14 protein-coding genes and 1 pseudogene are annotated in these 14,016 nt (G+C 60.0%); 5 read left to right on the top strand and 10 right to left on the bottom strand.

Annotated elements, in window-relative coordinates; translation table 11 throughout:
- Both U9R81_RS08240 and U9R81_RS08245 read right to left on the bottom strand, forming a co-directional pair.
- A pseudogene (locus tag U9R81_RS08240) lies at positions 1–254 on the bottom strand (hypothetical protein); the annotation flags it as partial.
- Positions 251–757 carry a hypothetical protein gene (locus U9R81_RS08245; RefSeq protein ID WP_322495005.1) on the bottom strand — a complete coding sequence of 169 codons (507 nt, stop codon included), beginning with the start codon at positions 755–757 and terminating at the stop codon, positions 251–253. The pseudogene U9R81_RS08240 and the gene U9R81_RS08245, both read right to left, overlap by 4 nt.
- Before the next feature lie 327 nt (positions 758–1,084).
- Between U9R81_RS08245 and U9R81_RS08250 the strand changes: the two genes are divergently transcribed.
- The 4 genes from U9R81_RS08250 to U9R81_RS08265 all read left to right on the top strand — a co-directional run bounded on the left by U9R81_RS08250 (position 1,085) and on the right by U9R81_RS08265 (position 6,698).
- On the top strand, positions 1,085–2,701 hold the full coding sequence (locus U9R81_RS08250) for an ATP-binding protein (protein WP_322495006.1): 1,617 nt from the start codon (positions 1,085–1,087) through the stop codon (positions 2,699–2,701).
- 426 nt (positions 2,702–3,127) lie between these two features.
- Positions 3,128–3,847, top strand: coding sequence for a succinate dehydrogenase cytochrome b subunit (locus U9R81_RS08255; RefSeq protein ID WP_322495007.1), 720 nt, complete (start codon positions 3,128–3,130; stop codon positions 3,845–3,847).
- Positions 3,848–3,884: 37 nt separating this feature from the next.
- Complete coding sequence (locus tag U9R81_RS08260) at positions 3,885–5,858, top strand: fumarate reductase/succinate dehydrogenase flavoprotein subunit (RefSeq protein ID WP_322495008.1); 1,974 nt, start codon at positions 3,885–3,887, stop codon at positions 5,856–5,858.
- Between the two features lie 57 nt (positions 5,859–5,915).
- Complete coding sequence (locus U9R81_RS08265; RefSeq protein WP_416180946.1) at positions 5,916–6,698, top strand: succinate dehydrogenase/fumarate reductase iron-sulfur subunit; 783 nt, start codon at positions 5,916–5,918, stop codon at positions 6,696–6,698.
- Positions 6,699–6,765: 67 nt separating this feature from the next.
- Here U9R81_RS08265 and U9R81_RS08270 read toward each other — a convergent pair whose 3' ends face one another.
- Both U9R81_RS08270 and U9R81_RS08275 read right to left on the bottom strand, forming a co-directional pair.
- Complete coding sequence (locus U9R81_RS08270; protein ID WP_322495010.1) at positions 6,766–7,854, bottom strand: site-specific DNA-methyltransferase; 1,089 nt, start codon at positions 7,852–7,854, stop codon at positions 6,766–6,768.
- A 77-nt stretch (positions 7,855–7,931) separates the two neighbouring features.
- Positions 7,932–9,104: a glycosyltransferase family 1 protein gene (locus U9R81_RS08275; protein WP_322495011.1), complete on the bottom strand. Its 1,173-nt coding sequence runs from the start codon at positions 9,102–9,104 to the stop codon at positions 7,932–7,934.
- A gap of 181 nt (positions 9,105–9,285) precedes the next feature.
- Here U9R81_RS08275 and U9R81_RS08280 point away from each other — a divergent pair, with 181 nt between their 5' ends.
- Positions 9,286–10,404: a trans-sulfuration enzyme family protein gene (locus U9R81_RS08280; protein WP_322495012.1), complete on the top strand. Its 1,119-nt coding sequence runs from the start codon at positions 9,286–9,288 to the stop codon at positions 10,402–10,404.
- Here U9R81_RS08280 and U9R81_RS08285 read toward each other — a convergent pair.
- The 6 genes from U9R81_RS08285 to U9R81_RS08310 all read right to left on the bottom strand — a co-directional run.
- On the bottom strand, positions 10,401–10,958 hold the full coding sequence (locus tag U9R81_RS08285; protein WP_322495013.1) for an HD domain-containing protein: 558 nt from the start codon (positions 10,956–10,958) through the stop codon (positions 10,401–10,403). The genes U9R81_RS08280 and U9R81_RS08285 overlap by 4 nt on opposite strands.
- Before the next feature lie 56 nt (positions 10,959–11,014).
- Positions 11,015–11,668 carry a response regulator gene (locus tag U9R81_RS08290; protein WP_322495014.1) on the bottom strand — a complete coding sequence of 218 codons (654 nt, stop codon included), beginning with the start codon at positions 11,666–11,668 and terminating at the stop codon, positions 11,015–11,017.
- Positions 11,669–11,732: 64 nt separating this feature from the next.
- Complete coding sequence (gene mutM / locus U9R81_RS08295; RefSeq protein WP_416180947.1) at positions 11,733–12,563, bottom strand: bifunctional DNA-formamidopyrimidine glycosylase/DNA-(apurinic or apyrimidinic site) lyase; 831 nt, start codon at positions 12,561–12,563, stop codon at positions 11,733–11,735.
- A gap of 11 nt (positions 12,564–12,574) precedes the next feature.
- Complete coding sequence (locus U9R81_RS08300) at positions 12,575–12,988, bottom strand: molybdenum cofactor biosynthesis protein MoaE (RefSeq protein WP_322495016.1); 414 nt, start codon at positions 12,986–12,988, stop codon at positions 12,575–12,577.
- 74 nt (positions 12,989–13,062) lie between these two features.
- Positions 13,063–13,311: a molybdopterin converting factor subunit 1 gene (gene moaD, locus U9R81_RS08305; RefSeq protein WP_322495017.1), complete on the bottom strand. Its 249-nt coding sequence runs from the start codon at positions 13,309–13,311 to the stop codon at positions 13,063–13,065.
- A gap of 14 nt (positions 13,312–13,325) precedes the next feature.
- Positions 13,326–14,016 (bottom strand): SDR family NAD(P)-dependent oxidoreductase (locus U9R81_RS08310; protein WP_322495018.1); only part of this gene is annotated, 691 nt, incomplete at its 5' end.

Below are 14,016 nucleotides of genomic sequence, written 5' to 3' on the forward strand. Positions count from 1 at the left end.
GGTTGAGATGCGCTGGCCGCCCGCGCCGGCCGCTGAACCCGCTCGTAGACTGACCGCACATCGTCTGGCACGCGCAGACCGGGCAGCGCCTCAGGTGCGCGCTCGTACTGGAGCCGATCGGCGAGCGCCGCGTCGAGATCGGCGGTCAGATCGGCCAGCGGCTGCGACGGTACGCGCTCGGTGACTGGGTCTTCGATTGGGAAGAGCGGTTGACCCAATTGCCGGGGCCGCTTACGGTGAGGAAAGGCGCTCACTTGCTCCGCTCCTGCGCCAGCCGGTGCCACTCTTCCGGGGTGGGCAGCCGAAACGTGCCATCACGGTTGAGATAGATCAGTTGCTCGTGGTGGATGGTGACTAACAGATCGGCAAGACCGTCACCATCGGTATCCTCTAATGATAATACCACAGGCGTCAGATCTTCGTGTAACCCAAACAGATAGGGGCCTTGCCACGTCTGCGCTTGGGCCGGATCACCGCCGGGCAAAGCAACGATCACCACCTGCCGGTCGAGATTCATCGCAATGAAGCGCGATGGCTGGCCGGCCCGCTCTGCCGGCAGGCCCGCATAGCCGGTGAGATGGGTAGTGCGCGGCCGCCCATACCGCCAATCATCGATCATGATACGGCCAAACTCGGCGACAGTTTCCACAATGACAACTAGCGCCGCCACCGCCAACACCGTCACTATCCCCTTGACGATACGACCAGCCGCATCTACGCGCCGCGCCGGTTGCAATTCCCGACTGGTGGTCGCCATCCAGCCCTCCTTTCGTGATAGTCACGTTGCGACCTGCCCTGCCGCGCTGCTCTTCCCGTGGCGCCGATCGGTGATGACCGGTCTTATGAACTCTTTTTTCTCGAACAGGTCGAACAAGTGTTCTAATTGTAGCAAGAAACATGCTGCTCGTCAAGCGGTTTTTTGCGTTGTGATCGGGCAAATCCGCTCCAGAAATTGATCGCTGGTAGTACAATGGTTCGCTAGGTACGTACAATATTTGGTAGCGATGCGCTGTTGCGCCGGCACTGCGTTCTCCCTACGCAATGACAGTCTCTCGCCTCATAGCCGCCATTGATAAGGAAACCTATGCGATATTTACTTGATCAACGCTCGTATGAAGAAATGTTGGCCCGCAAGAGCCATCCCCGCGATTGTTACGTGCGCAATCAAGAGTATTGCCACCATCTGTACATCGATGGCGTCAAATACACGGTCGCTCGCGCGGTCTATGCCTGCCTGAAAGAGGCGCAAGCCAAAAATGACATTGATGCGCTGCTGCACTTGCAAATGCACGTGACCGATCTCGAACGTTTGATTAGCGAGGCGCGCGCTAACGGCGAGAATGTGGCCACACTGCGTATGCTCGGCGACCCGCCGCCTTCCGATGATGAAGCCCGACCCCAATCAAACAATTCGTTCTTGCCGCCGCAGCCAGCTACGATTGAGGAGACCGGCCTTAACCGCACGTTTCTTACCGAGCAATTTTTGCGCATTCTCTATAACAAGGGCCGTGCTACCGGCATGGAATTGGCCGAGTCGATGGGGCTGTTTTACCGCGTGATCGAGCAGATTATCATCGATCTGCGCAATGTCGAACAGATCGATATTGTCGGCCAGCGCGGGTTTGGCGATATTAACTACGAATATGTTTTGACGCCGCGCGGCCAGACCGCCGCCCAAGCGGCGATGGGAAAAGTGCAATATGTCGGCGTCTGCCCAGTGCCGCTCGACAAATGGATTGAATCTGTCAAGGCGCAGACGGTGAAGAATGTCAAAGTTACCCGTCGCAATATCCGTGATGCCTTTGAAGGGCTGATCATGGACGAGTCGATCTTGAATATGGTCGGCCCTGCCGTCAATTCCGGTTCGTCGGTGATGCTCTTTGGCTATCCCGGTAATGGCAAGACTACCATCGCCGAGCGGATTACCTATCTGATGGGTGATGACATTTTCATTCCCTACGCCGTCTACGCCGATGGCGCGGTGATAAAAATGTATGACTCGGTTATTCACGAACCACCCCGCCGCCCGCTGCCCGAAGAGACCGAGTACGACCGGCGCTGGATCCGGATTAGCCGCCCGGTGGTCATCGTTGGCGGTGAGTTGACGCTCGAACAGCTTAATCTGGTCTACAACCCGACCTCAAAGGTCTATGAAGCGCCGTTCCAGATGAAGGCCAATTGCGGCATCTTCCTGATCGACGACTTTGGCCGCCAGCAGGTGCGCGTGTTCGACCTGCTCAACCGCTGGATCGTGCCGCTTGAAAAGCGGTATGACTTTCTCAATACGGTCTCTGGGCAAAAGATCCAGATTCCGTTTGACCAGTTGATTATGTTCAGCACTAACCTTGACCCCAAGGATTTGGGTGATGATGCCCTCTTGCGCCGGATTAAGTTTAAGATTGAGGTGATTGACCCCACCGAAGAGCAGTGGCGCGAGATTTGGAAGATTATGTGCAAGGTGCGGAAGGTGCCGTACGATGATCGCAGTATCGATTATCTGATCGCGAAGTGGTTCAAGCCCGATCAACGCCCATTCCGCATGTGCCAGCCGCGCGATATTCTTGATCAGCTCATCGCGATCGCTCGCTACAATATGGAAACGCCGACCCTTAGCCCCGACCTGCTCGATGCGGCGTGCCTGTCGTATTTCCCCAGCAAAGAAAAGAAGAACTTCGGCGCCAAGGTGCGGCTGGATTTATAACCCGCTTGCGCCAACCCAATGGCACGGCAGCGGCGCACGGCCGTGCGCCGCTCTTGGTTTTGATAGACCGCCAATCACCCCGCCCTCTGCCCAACACCTCTAGCCACCTACCTGCCATTGCGCCATAACGCGCCGCCGGTAACAGACCTTTTTGCTATTGATTCAAGATCAATAGGTTCTCTTCGCGAAGGAACACCCATGGCCTAATCAAGCCGGATGGCTTCCTAATGCCTCGCGCCTTTATTCACAAAGAATAAGCGCACAGTTGCAATTCGGTAGACAATTGATTGTAATTCCGTTATAATTCTGATGCGGTACAATACTTTGTGGGGCAAGTCACGGATATTTCACTGCTGCCGGCATGCGCCGGCAGTTGGTTGTCATATCTTTTGTTGCGCAGATGTTGGTTTGGGGAAGGATGGAACGATGACAGGAGTGCTCACCCTCACCCGCACGTCGGTCGGCAAGAAGGTGATTATGGCGCTGACCGGCTTTGTTTTGGTCGGCTTCGTCGTGTTTCACATGTACGGCAATCTCAAGATGTATCAAGGGCCTGAGGTTTACAATGCGTATGCCGCTGGCTTGCGCGAACTCGGCTACCCCATCTTCGGCCATGAACACCTGCTCTGGGTCGCGCGCTTTGTCTTGATCGCGTCAGTCTTTCTGCACATTTGGGCAGCCACCAGCCTGACCTTGCAAAGCCAACGCAGCCTGCGCGCCAGCAGCATTTCCACCGTGCGCCGCTATGGCCAGCACAAGCGCCAATCTGGCTATGCCGATTATACGATGCGCTTTGGCGGCGTGTTGATCTTCCTCTTCATCGTGTACCACATTTTGCACCTGACCTTTGGCGTCGTTGGCTACGAGCCGGGTCAATTTATCCATCCCCACGGCGACACTTACGAGACCTACAGCAATGTGGTGTACGGGTTCCAGAACCCCTTTGTCGTCGGGTTCTACTTGCTGACGATGGTCTTCCTTGGCTTGCACCTCTACCACGGCGTCTGGAGCATGTTCCAAACGCTGGGTTGGAATAACCGCACTTACGACCGGCTGTTGCGCGGCTTGGCCCTTTTAGTGGCGGCAGCCGTCTTTATCGGTAACGTCTCCTTCCCGTTGGCGGTCTATTTCGGCCTTGTCGCCTAACGGGCCGCCCCAACGCTAGAAGAGCGAGGAATTCCGCATGAGCGAGATCAAGAATGAGACGACGGTTCGCACTGGGACGCGGCAGGTCGAGTTCGTGAGCGCGCTCGACGCCAAAACGCCAAGCGGGCCGATCGAGCAGCGCTGGGATAAGCATCGCTTCGAGATGAAGTTGGTCAACCCAGCCAATCGCCGCAAGTACACGATTATTGTCGTCGGTTCCGGCCTTGCCGGCGCGTCAGCCGCCGCAACCCTCGGTGAAGCTGGCTATAACGTGCTCTGCTTCTGCTACCAAGACAGCCCGCGTCGCGCCCACAGCATCGCAGCGCAAGGCGGCATCAACGCGGCCAAGAATTATCGCAACGACGGCGATAGCATCTATCGCCTCTTCTTCGATACGGTCAAGGGAGGCGACTTCCGCGCCCGCGAGAGCAATGTCTATCGCCTTGCACAGGTCTCGGTCAATATTATCGACCAGTGCGTCGCTCAAGGCGTGCCCTTCGCCCGCGAGTACGGCGGTCTGCTTGATAACCGTTCGTTCGGCGGCGCGCAAGTGGCCCGCACCTTCTACGCTCGCGGCCAGACCGGCCAGCAATTGCTGCTCGGCGCCTATCAGGCCCTCAGCCGCCAGATTGCCGCCGGCACGGTCAAGATGTTCCCGCGCACCGAGATGCTCGATCTCGTCGTGGTTGATGGCCGCGCCCGCGGGATTATCACCCGCGATATGGTGACTGGCAAGGTGTCGCGCTATGTCGCCGATGCGGTGGTGCTGGCCACCGGCGGTTACGGCAACGTCTTCTACCTCAGCACCAACGCCAAGGGCTGCAACGCCACTGCGATCTGGCGCGCCCATCGCCGCGGCGCGTTCTTCGGCAACCCCTGCTATACCCAGATCCACCCGACCTGCATCCCGGTCAGCGGCGATTATCAGAGCAAGCTGACCCTGATGTCGGAGTCGTTGCGCAATGATGGCCGGATTTGGGTGCCCAAGAAGAAGGGCGATCCGCGCCGCCCGCAAGATATTCCCGAATCTGAGCGCGATTATTATCTCGAAGAGCGTTACCCCAGCTTCGGTAATCTGGTGCCGCGCGACATCGCCTCCCGCGCAGCCAAGCAGGTCTGCGATGAGGGCCGTGGCGTCGGCCCCGGCGGGTTGGGGGTCTACCTCGACTTTTCCGACGCGATTAAGCGCCTTGGCCGCCAGAAGATCGCCGAGCGCTACGGCAATCTGTTTGATATGTACAAGCAGATTACCGGCGAAGATCCGTATGAAACGCCGATGCGCATCTATCCCGCCGTTCACTATACGATGGGTGGGTTGTGGGTTGACTACAACTTGCAGAGCACCATCCCCGGCTTGTTCGTGATCGGCGAGGCCAATTTCTCGGATCACGGCGCCAACCGTCTCGGTGCATCGGCTTTGATGCAAGGGCTGGCCGATGGCTATTTCATCTTGCCCTACACCATTGCCAACTTCCTCGCCCAAGTCAAACCCGGCGGCCTGAGCATTGAACGGCCTGAGTTCGCCGCCGCTGAAGTCGAGATTAACCAGCGCATCAATCGCCTGCTCAGCATTCGCGGCAAGCGTACGGTCGATTCGTTCCACCGCGAATTGGGCAAGCTGATGTGGGATAAGTGCGGGATGGCGCGCAACGCTGCCGGTCTGCGCGAAGCCTTGCGCCGCATCCCTGAGATCCGCGCCGAGTTCTGGGAAAATGTCAATGTGCCCGGCGAGGCCGGCGATCTCAATCAGGCGCTCGAGAAGGCTGGCCGCGTGGCCGATTTCCTCGAATTGGCCGAGCTGATGTGCCTCGATGCCCTCCACCGCGAGGAGTCGTGCGGCGGCCACTTCCGCGAGGAGTACCAGACGCCCGATGGCGAGGCGCTGCGCAACGACGAGCAGTTCGCGTATGTGGCGGCGTGGGAGTTCACCGGCGATTTGGCTAAGCCGCGCTTGCACAAAGAGCCGTTGGTCTTTGAGTACGTCAAGCCGAGCCAGCGCAGCTATAAGTAAGCCTATCTGCCGCCGGTTGGGAAGCCAGCCGGCGGCTGGAGATACGCTATGAAGACGATGAAGATCACGCTCAAGATCTGGCGGCAGAAGAACCGCTCGACCCCCGGTGAGTTCAAGACGTATGTGATGGATAAGGTCAACCCTGATATGTCGTTCCTCGAGATGCTTGACGTGCTGAACGAGGAGCTGATGTCGCGGGGTGAAGAGCCGGTGGCGTTTGATCACGATTGCCGCGAAGGCATCTGCGGTATGTGCTCGCTGATGATTAATGGCATTGCCCACGGCCCCAAGAATGCCATTACCACCTGCCAGTTGCACATGCGCAGCTTCAACGACGGCGATACGATTACGGTTGAGCCGTGGCGCGCAGCGGCGTTCCCGATCCTCAAGGATTTGGTGGTTGATCGCAGCGCCTTCGATCGCATCATTCAAGCCGGCGGTTACATCAGCGTCAGCACCGGCTCGGCACCTGACGCCAATACCATTCCGGTGTCAAAGACCGCTGCCGATCGGGCGATGGACGCAGCGGCCTGCATTGGGTGCGGCGCGTGCGTGGCTGCCTGCCCCAATGGCTCGGCAATGCTCTTCACCGCCGCGAAGGTGACGCACCTTGCTCTCTTGCCGCAGGGCCAACCCGAACGCTACCAGCGCGTGGTCAATATGGTGGCGCAAGCCGATTTCGAGGGTTTCGGCAACTGCACCAATATCGGTGAATGTGCCGCTGTCTGCCCCAAGGAGATCAGCCTCGAAATGATTGCCCAGCTCAACCGTGATTTGATCGGGGCGGCGTTGCGCGGGATCGAACCGAATACGCCGATCGCGCCGGCCACCGCGCGGTGATGTGTAATTCATTTTCATTATCGTTATTATTGTAGCGACGCACGGCCGTGCGTCGCTACATGATGAATTACCCCAACCGTTCCGCCCGGTACCGTTCCCGCAATTCGTCGATGCTGGCCAACCGGCCAGCATCGTCTTCAACATACCAATATTCCCACCCGTTATACGCCGGTTTCCCCTGCGCTCTGGCCGCGATGGCATGGATCGACCCGCTGACCCCGTTCCACACCACATGGCCATCAGCTTTGACAACCGCTACCACTGCCCGATCCCGCGAATAAAGCTGCTCACCAACCTGCACATAACCGGCGGCCACCAGCTCGCCAAACGCTACCCGCGGCGCCTCCCGGCGCGAGGGTGTCATCAGCAGCGCCGCGCTCGCTGGTGCGGGAATGGCATTGATCCGCTCGCGCGCAATCGCAACATACGCCGGGTCTTGCTCAATGCCGATAAAGTGCCGGCCCAGCTTTTTCGCCACTGCCCCGGTCGTGCCGGAGCCGAAAAATGGATCGAGCACCACGTCACCCGGCTGCGATGAAGCCAAGATCACCCGGTAGAGCAACGCTTCCGGTTTTTGGGTTGAATGCGCTTTCTGGCCGTTCAGCTTGATTCGTTCTGCGCCAGTGCAGATCGGAATGCGCCAGACGTTTTGCATCTGTTTGTCATCGTTCAGATGCTTCATGGCGTGATAGTTGAAGGTGTAGGTCTTCTGATCGGCTGAGGTTTTGGCCCAGATGAGCGTCTCGGTGGCGTTCTGAAAGCGGGCGCCGCGAAAGTTGGGCATCGGGTTGGTCTTGTGCCAGATCACGTCATTCAAAATCCAAAAGCCGAGATCCATCATTATTGCCCCAACCCGAAAGATGTTGTGGTACGAGCCGATCACCCAGATCGTGCCGCTCGCTTTTAAGACCCGCCGGCACTCGCTGAGCCATGCCCGCGTAAACGCATCGTAGGCTTGGAAATCGCTAAACTTATCCCATGCATCATCCACCCCATCAACAATCGTCTGATTAGGCCGGCGTAACTCGTTGCGCAATTGCAAGTTGTAGGGTGGATCGGCAAAAATCAGATCGACTGATTGCGCGGGAAGTTGCGCCAACATAGTTAGGCAATCACCCAAGAGGATTTGATCAATTGGTAATGATGATGTAACCATAGAAATAGCCTGTTTATTCATAGAGACGGCCCGCCGGGCCGTCTCTACCCGAACCGCGCGAGCGGCTGGCATGCTGGTTATCGCACTGCCTTCCGTAAATGCGCACGCTCGCCTGCTACTTGTTCAAGCACTGCCAATGTGGTCTCCGCCGTGCGCCGGTACGAAAAACTGGCTGCCCGCGCCAACCCGCGTGCGCTGAGATCGTCTCGTAACGCTTCATCTTCCAGCAACCGGTTGATCGCCGTCGCCCAACCGGCAATGTCGTCTGGCGCGATCCGGATCGCCGCTGCCCCGGTGACTTCCGGCAGCGAACTCGCATCGCTAACGATCACCGGCGCACCGCACGCCATCGCTTCCAGCGGCGGCAAGCCAAACCCCTCATAGCGCGACGGATAGGCAAAGATGGTGCAGGCCTGATACAGCAGTGGCCCATCTGCCACCGGTACGTCGATCCGGCGCACTGCCGCACCCAGATCGAGATCGGCAATCAGCGCGTCAATGTCGGGGAAGAGGCGCGGATCACGCCCTAGCGCCCGGCCAGCGATCGCTAACGTAACTCGCTGATGCCGATTCCGCACCAGCGCGAATGCCCGCAGCAGGGTGGGCAGATTTTTACGCTCATCAAGCCCGCCGACGTAGTAGATAAAGGGCGGGTGGACGCCATACCGGGCAGCTACTAACGCCTGCGCTGCCGCCCGATCCGCCGCCGGATGGTACTGCTCGCCGGCAGCGAGATACGCAACGGTGACTCGTTCCGGCGGCAAGCCCAGATAGTTGAGAATGGCGCTGCGGCTAAAGTTCGAGAAGGTCATGACATGCGTACTGCGCAGCGCCGCGCGGCGGGCTAGCGCCATATAGGCGCGCACCAGCCAACTGCCACGATAGGCCGGTAACAGGAGCGGGATCAGATCGCCAATCGTTGTCACCACCGGCAACCGCGACCGCAACGGCGGCGCAAAGTACGGCACAAAGATCACGGTTGGCTCGCCGTTGCACGCCAGCCGCGCGGCAATGGCCGGCACGGCAATCTGCTCGAAGATCACTTTCGCGATTTGGCGGGGGCCGCCAATCTTGACCGTGATGGTCTCGATCCCAACCGGCGCCGCCGGCACCGCTGCGCCAGCCGGCAGCAGCATGGCGTAGCGGTGCTGCGGGGCAAGGCGGGGCAACCATGGCAACAAATTATGCAGGTATTGGCCAATGCCTACTGACGGCTGGGGCCAAAAGCTGCCATTAATGACGATCTGCACGCCGGACTCCTCAACCATACGCGAGGACGGGGTGATAGTGATGGCGGTGTCTTTCTGTAATAATAGCCGATTTTGCCGGAGTTGGAGCAACTGCTCCACGCACAACGTTTGACACAGCCGATCACCGGTGTGATAATAGCCGGCACGCCAAAGCACTCGCTGGCAGAAAGGCAGATATACCATGCAGAAATATCCTTCCAGCCTCAAACTCGAATCGTGGCTCGTCGCTGCCGGACGTTCCGCCGAACCCGGCGCGCCGCTCAATGTGCCGCCAATCCCGGCCTCCAATTTCATTCTTGGGCAAGGACGTTCGTATTCACGCACCGATTCGACGCCAACGTGGGAAGCGCTCGAAGAGATCGTGGGTGGGCTTGAAGACGGGCGCGCGGTCGCCTTCGCTTCCGGGATGGCTGCCGTAGCCGCGATCTTCGACCAGCTTGCCGCCGGCGCGCTGGTCGCCATCCCTGATGATTGCTACCAAGGCGTAGCCGGTTTAGCCATGGCCGGCGCTGCCCGCGGACGCTGGTCGGTACGGCGCATTGCGCTGACCGACACTGCCGCGTGGCAGCAGGCGTGCGCCGAAGCCGATCTGATCTGGCTGGAGTCGCCGTCAAATCCGCTGCTGACGGTCGCCGATCTAGCGGCGATCTGCGCTGCGCCGCGCAAACCCGGCGCGATTGTGGCGGTTGACAACACGTTTGCAACCCCGCTCAATCAGCAACCGCTCGCCTTTGGCGCCACGGTGTCGGTGCAGTCGGCCACCAAGTTTATTGGCGGCCACTCTGATCTGCTGGCGGGAGTCGTCACCACCTGCGACGAGACGCTCTGGCGGCAACTGCTCCATACCCGGGCATTAGCCGGCGCTACTCCCGGTACGCTAGAGGCTTTTTTGGCGGTGCGCGGCGCGCGCACACTGGCCATCCGGCTCGAACGAGCGCAGCGCAATGCGCTGGAATTGGCCCAACGGCTGGAAAAGCACCCGCTCGTGACCCGCGTGCGCTACCCCGGCCTGCCCTCGCACTCGACCCACGAGGTTGCCAAGCGCGTGCTCAAAGGCTTCGGCACGATTATCTCATTCGATGTTCGTGGCGACGCTGCTGTGGCTGATGCGGTCTGCCGCAACGTCCGCCTCATCCGGCATGCCACTAGCCTCGGCGCAGTCGAGTCAACGATGGAGCGCAGAGCGGCCATTGCTGGTCAAGAACACCTGCCGCCGACCTTATTACGCTTGAGCGTGGGAATTGAGGATGTTGATGATTTGTGGGCAGACCTAGACAGCGCTATACGAGGGGCGAATTAGCCCAGCCGCGCTCGTTCGGCTCGCAGGTGGGCAGCCAGCGCTTCAACCGGCGGAAACTCGGCTGCCCAATCATCGTTGGCCGGCCAGAACGAATCGAGACCCCGCGCGCCGGCCCGCTCGTAGGCGAGCGCCTGCGCCATCAGCTCAAGGAGATCAAGCGCTTTGACCAGCCGCGCCTCGCGCGAGGCGCCATTAGCGTATTCATCCCACAGAGCGAGATATTCGGCAGCGCGGGGCAAATGCTCGATCAGGCTCTCTAGCCCATCCCGCTCGGCCCGGCGCTTCGCCTCTTTCCCCAACAAGCGGGTCGCCGAAGCAGGGAGATCGCCGAGCAGCGATTCGGCCAGATCATGCAACAGCGCGATGGCTAAAACCTTCCCCCGATCAATACCCGCTATCTGATCGCCGATCAGCAGGCAAAGCACCGCCACGCCATACGAATGCTCGGCAACGCTCTCGACATTGCGCACGCCGTGTTGCAGCCAACCAGTGCGCGGCAAGAGCTTCAACGATAGCAGACGCGGAATCAAGGCGCTCAGATCGGGCTGATCCATGCTCCTCCCTTCAGGTGTCAGACCACAAACCGCTAACGCAGCGCCGCAACTGCGCGTTACTCATGCGCCGTCTCTGCCGGCGGCTCGATGCCGCTCTCACGCGGCGCAAAGAGACGCACGGCGCGTAAGGTAGCAATCATCTGCGCCGCCTCTTCCGTCATCCGCACAATCCGATCAAGACTGGCGCGCAACGACATGTCATTCACCTCTTCGCGCGCGAGTTGCGCCTCCCCCATCATGACGGTCAACGCCTGACTGATATGATGAGCCACTGCGCGCACCGTGATCCGCGCCTCGTCTACTTCAGTTTTGAGCCGTTCATATTCGCGCACCTGCAACCGGAGCTGGTCATAGCTCACGGCCCGCCGTAAGGTGTGGCGCAAGGTATCGTGATTGATTGGTTTCGTGAGATAATCAAATGCTCCCAGCGATAACGCCTCAAGGGTAGCCTTGGGCGAATCATTGGCGGTAGTGACAATAATCAACGGTCGATCTGGCTCCATCGACATCCAATTTAAAATATCGAAGCCGCTGCCGTCAGGCAAACCGAGATCGAGCAAAATAATCCGCGGGCGGCGGGCCAAAATTGCTAGTCGCGCCTCGGTCACATTGCGCGCAGTATCAACTGCATAGCCGTCACGCCGCAACATCGTAGTGAGCGATAGTTGCAGAATGTGGTCGTCTTCGACGAGCAAAATTGGTTCTTGCACCGGATGTTCCTCTCTAACAACGCTTGAACGGCACAACAGCCAAGCTCATTCTAAAGAAAGAGCATTAATTTCCTACTCTCACTTGGCATTGCGGACAAACATAGGTACTGCGCTGCGCGACAACCATCCGCTCAACCGGCGTCTGGCAACGCGGGCACGGTTCGCCCTCGCGATCATAGACGTTAAAATGCTCTTGCTGGCTGCCGCGACGACCATAACCATCCCGATAGTTGCGCAATGAGCTGCCTTGATTGTCAATCGCTGCGGCCAACACCACCCGAATCGCGTGGTGCAAGGCCGCAATCTGTTCCGCCGCCAACGCCCCTCCCGGCGTGAGCGGATGGATGCGGGCTAGCCAGAGCGCTTCGTTGGCGTAGATGTTGCCAATGCCGGCAATTAGGCGCTGATCGAGCAAGAGCGCCTTGATCGGCGCGCGCCGGTCGCGCAGCCGCTCGGCTAGCACCGCTGGCGTAAAGCCATCTGCCAGCGGTTCAGGGCCATGGGCCGCGTCAAGCATCGCCAACCCCTGCGGATCGAGCAGATGCACCCGGCCAAACTTGCGCTGGTCGTCAAAGATCAAGTGCCGGCCATTGTCGAGATCGAGGGCAAAATGGACATGCGGCGCATCAGCGGCTGCCGGTTCAGCTACCAGCAAATGGCCCGACATGCGCAGATGGATTGCCAGCGTCCACCCGCCATCGAGCGTCAGCAACAGCCACTTGGCCCGCCTCCCGATCGCTTCGATCCTGCGACCTGACACCAAGGCGGCAAAATCCGGCGCCGGCGGGGTCAGCATCCGCGGCCAATCCAGCTTCGCCAACCCGATAATGGTGCGGCCCAGCAACTGCGCTTCCAGCGAACGGGCCACCGTCTCGACTTCAGGTAACTCTGGCATCGCCGTCTCGCCTATTCGCGCCATTCAGCCGCACCGTCGGCCCAATGCTCCTGCTTCCAAATCGGCGCAATCTCTTTGATTCGATCCATGATGTAGGCGGCGGCGGCAAAGGCTGCATCGCGGTGCGGCGCCGCCACCACCACCAGCACCGCCGTCTCGCCAATCTCTAGCCGGCCCACCCGGTGATGGACGCACACCCTCCCGATCGGCCAGCGCGCCCGCGCCTCATCGGCGATCTGGCGCAACACCGGCACTGCCATCTCGGTGTAGGCTTCGTAGACCAAAAACGCTGTCGGACGCCCGCCGAAGTGATTGCGCACAACGCCGCTAAACGTCACCACCGCGCCGTCATCTGGCGTTTGCACCGCCGCAACCAGCGGCGCCGGATCGAGCGGTTCAGTGGTGATGACAAATGGTTCGACCATCCTGAGACCTCCTGTGTTACCGCAGAGACGCAGCACACGGATTGATGCGCACGTCGTTGCTTCCGCGGTAAACCTCACCCGCCGCTGACCGGCGGGATGAAGGCGACTTCATCGCCATCGGCCAGCACCGTGGCTGGCTGGCCAAACTGCTGATTAACGGCAAACAGCAGCCGTCCGGTATACCCGGCCAGCCGCGGATACTCGGTCACCAACTGCTCCCACAACTGGCCGAGCGTTGTGCCCTCAGCCAAGGTATATTGCGCGGTCGCCTTCCCGACAATATCGCGATGCCCGGCAAAAAACCGCACGGTGACGGTGATCATCGTCCACCTCCTCGCTACAACTGCGCTTCCATGCCGCCATCGGCAGTAATCACCGCCCCGGTCAGATAGCCGGCGGCCGAGCTGAGCAGGCACAAAATGACCCCGGCCACCTCTTCGGGAGTGCCGAGCCGGCCTAGCGGCGCGCGGCGGGCAAAGGCCCGCAAGGCCTCGTCAGGCCGTTGGGCATTGACCAGCGCCGCGTTGGCGCGCAACAGGGAGGTATCGATCAAGCCGGGGCAGACACAGTTGACCCGAATCCCGTCGGGCGCGCCATCAAGCGCCATCGCCCGCGTCAGCGCAATCACGCCGCCCTTGGAAGCTACATACGCGGCCCAACCCGCTTCGGCGCGCAGGCCGTACACCGACGCCACATTGACAATCGCGCCGCCGCCGCGCCGGCGCAGTTCCGGCATCACAAAGCGCGACACTAAAAAGACGCCGGTCAGATTGACGTTAATAATCTCTTGCCACAGTTGCAGGGTGGTGCTTTCGATCGTGCCCGGCTGCTGAATGCCAGCATTATTCACGAGCAGGTCAATCCCGCCAAACGCTAGCACCGTCTCGTTAGCAATGCGGGCCGTATCGGCCTCATCGCTGACATCGGCGATCACGGCGAGCGCGCGGCCTCCCCACGCATTGATCCCCGCGACTAGCGCGGTCGTCGCCGCCTCGTCGCGGTCGGCGATGGCCACTGCTGCGCCTTCG

The sequence above is a fragment of the Chloroflexus sp. genome (assembly GCF_034435895.1).
GTDB lineage: Bacteria > Chloroflexota > Chloroflexia > Chloroflexales > Chloroflexaceae > Chloroflexus.

Bases quoted from the DNA above. Each gene is read 5' to 3' on its own strand.
- U9R81_RS08245 (WP_322495005.1), bottom strand. From the start codon at position 757: ATGGCGACCACCAGTCGGGAATTGCAACCGGCGCGGCGCGTAGATGCG.
- U9R81_RS08300 (WP_322495016.1), bottom strand. From the start codon at position 12,988: ATGGTCGAACCATTTGTCATCACCACTGAACCGCTCGATCCGGCGCCG.
- U9R81_RS08285 (WP_322495013.1), bottom strand. From the start codon at position 10,958: ATGGATCAGCCCGATCTGAGCGCCTTGATTCCGCGTCTGCTATCGTTG.
- moaD (WP_322495017.1), bottom strand. From the start codon at position 13,311: ATGATCACCGTCACCGTGCGGTTTTTTGCCGGGCATCGCGATATTGTC.
- U9R81_RS08250 (WP_322495006.1), top strand. From the start codon at position 1,085: ATGCGATATTTACTTGATCAACGCTCGTATGAAGAAATGTTGGCCCGC.
- U9R81_RS08255 (WP_322495007.1), top strand. From the start codon at position 3,128: ATGACAGGAGTGCTCACCCTCACCCGCACGTCGGTCGGCAAGAAGGTG.
- U9R81_RS08265 (WP_416180946.1), top strand. From the start codon at position 5,916: ATGAAGATCACGCTCAAGATCTGGCGGCAGAAGAACCGCTCGACCCCC.
- mutM (WP_416180947.1), bottom strand. From the start codon at position 12,563: ATGCCAGAGTTACCTGAAGTCGAGACGGTGGCCCGTTCGCTGGAAGCG.
- U9R81_RS08270 (WP_322495010.1), bottom strand. From the start codon at position 7,854: ATGGTTACATCATCATTACCAATTGATCAAATCCTCTTGGGTGATTGC.
- U9R81_RS08280 (WP_322495012.1), top strand. From the start codon at position 9,286: ATGCAGAAATATCCTTCCAGCCTCAAACTCGAATCGTGGCTCGTCGCT.
- U9R81_RS08260 (WP_322495008.1), top strand. From the start codon at position 3,885: ATGAGCGAGATCAAGAATGAGACGACGGTTCGCACTGGGACGCGGCAG.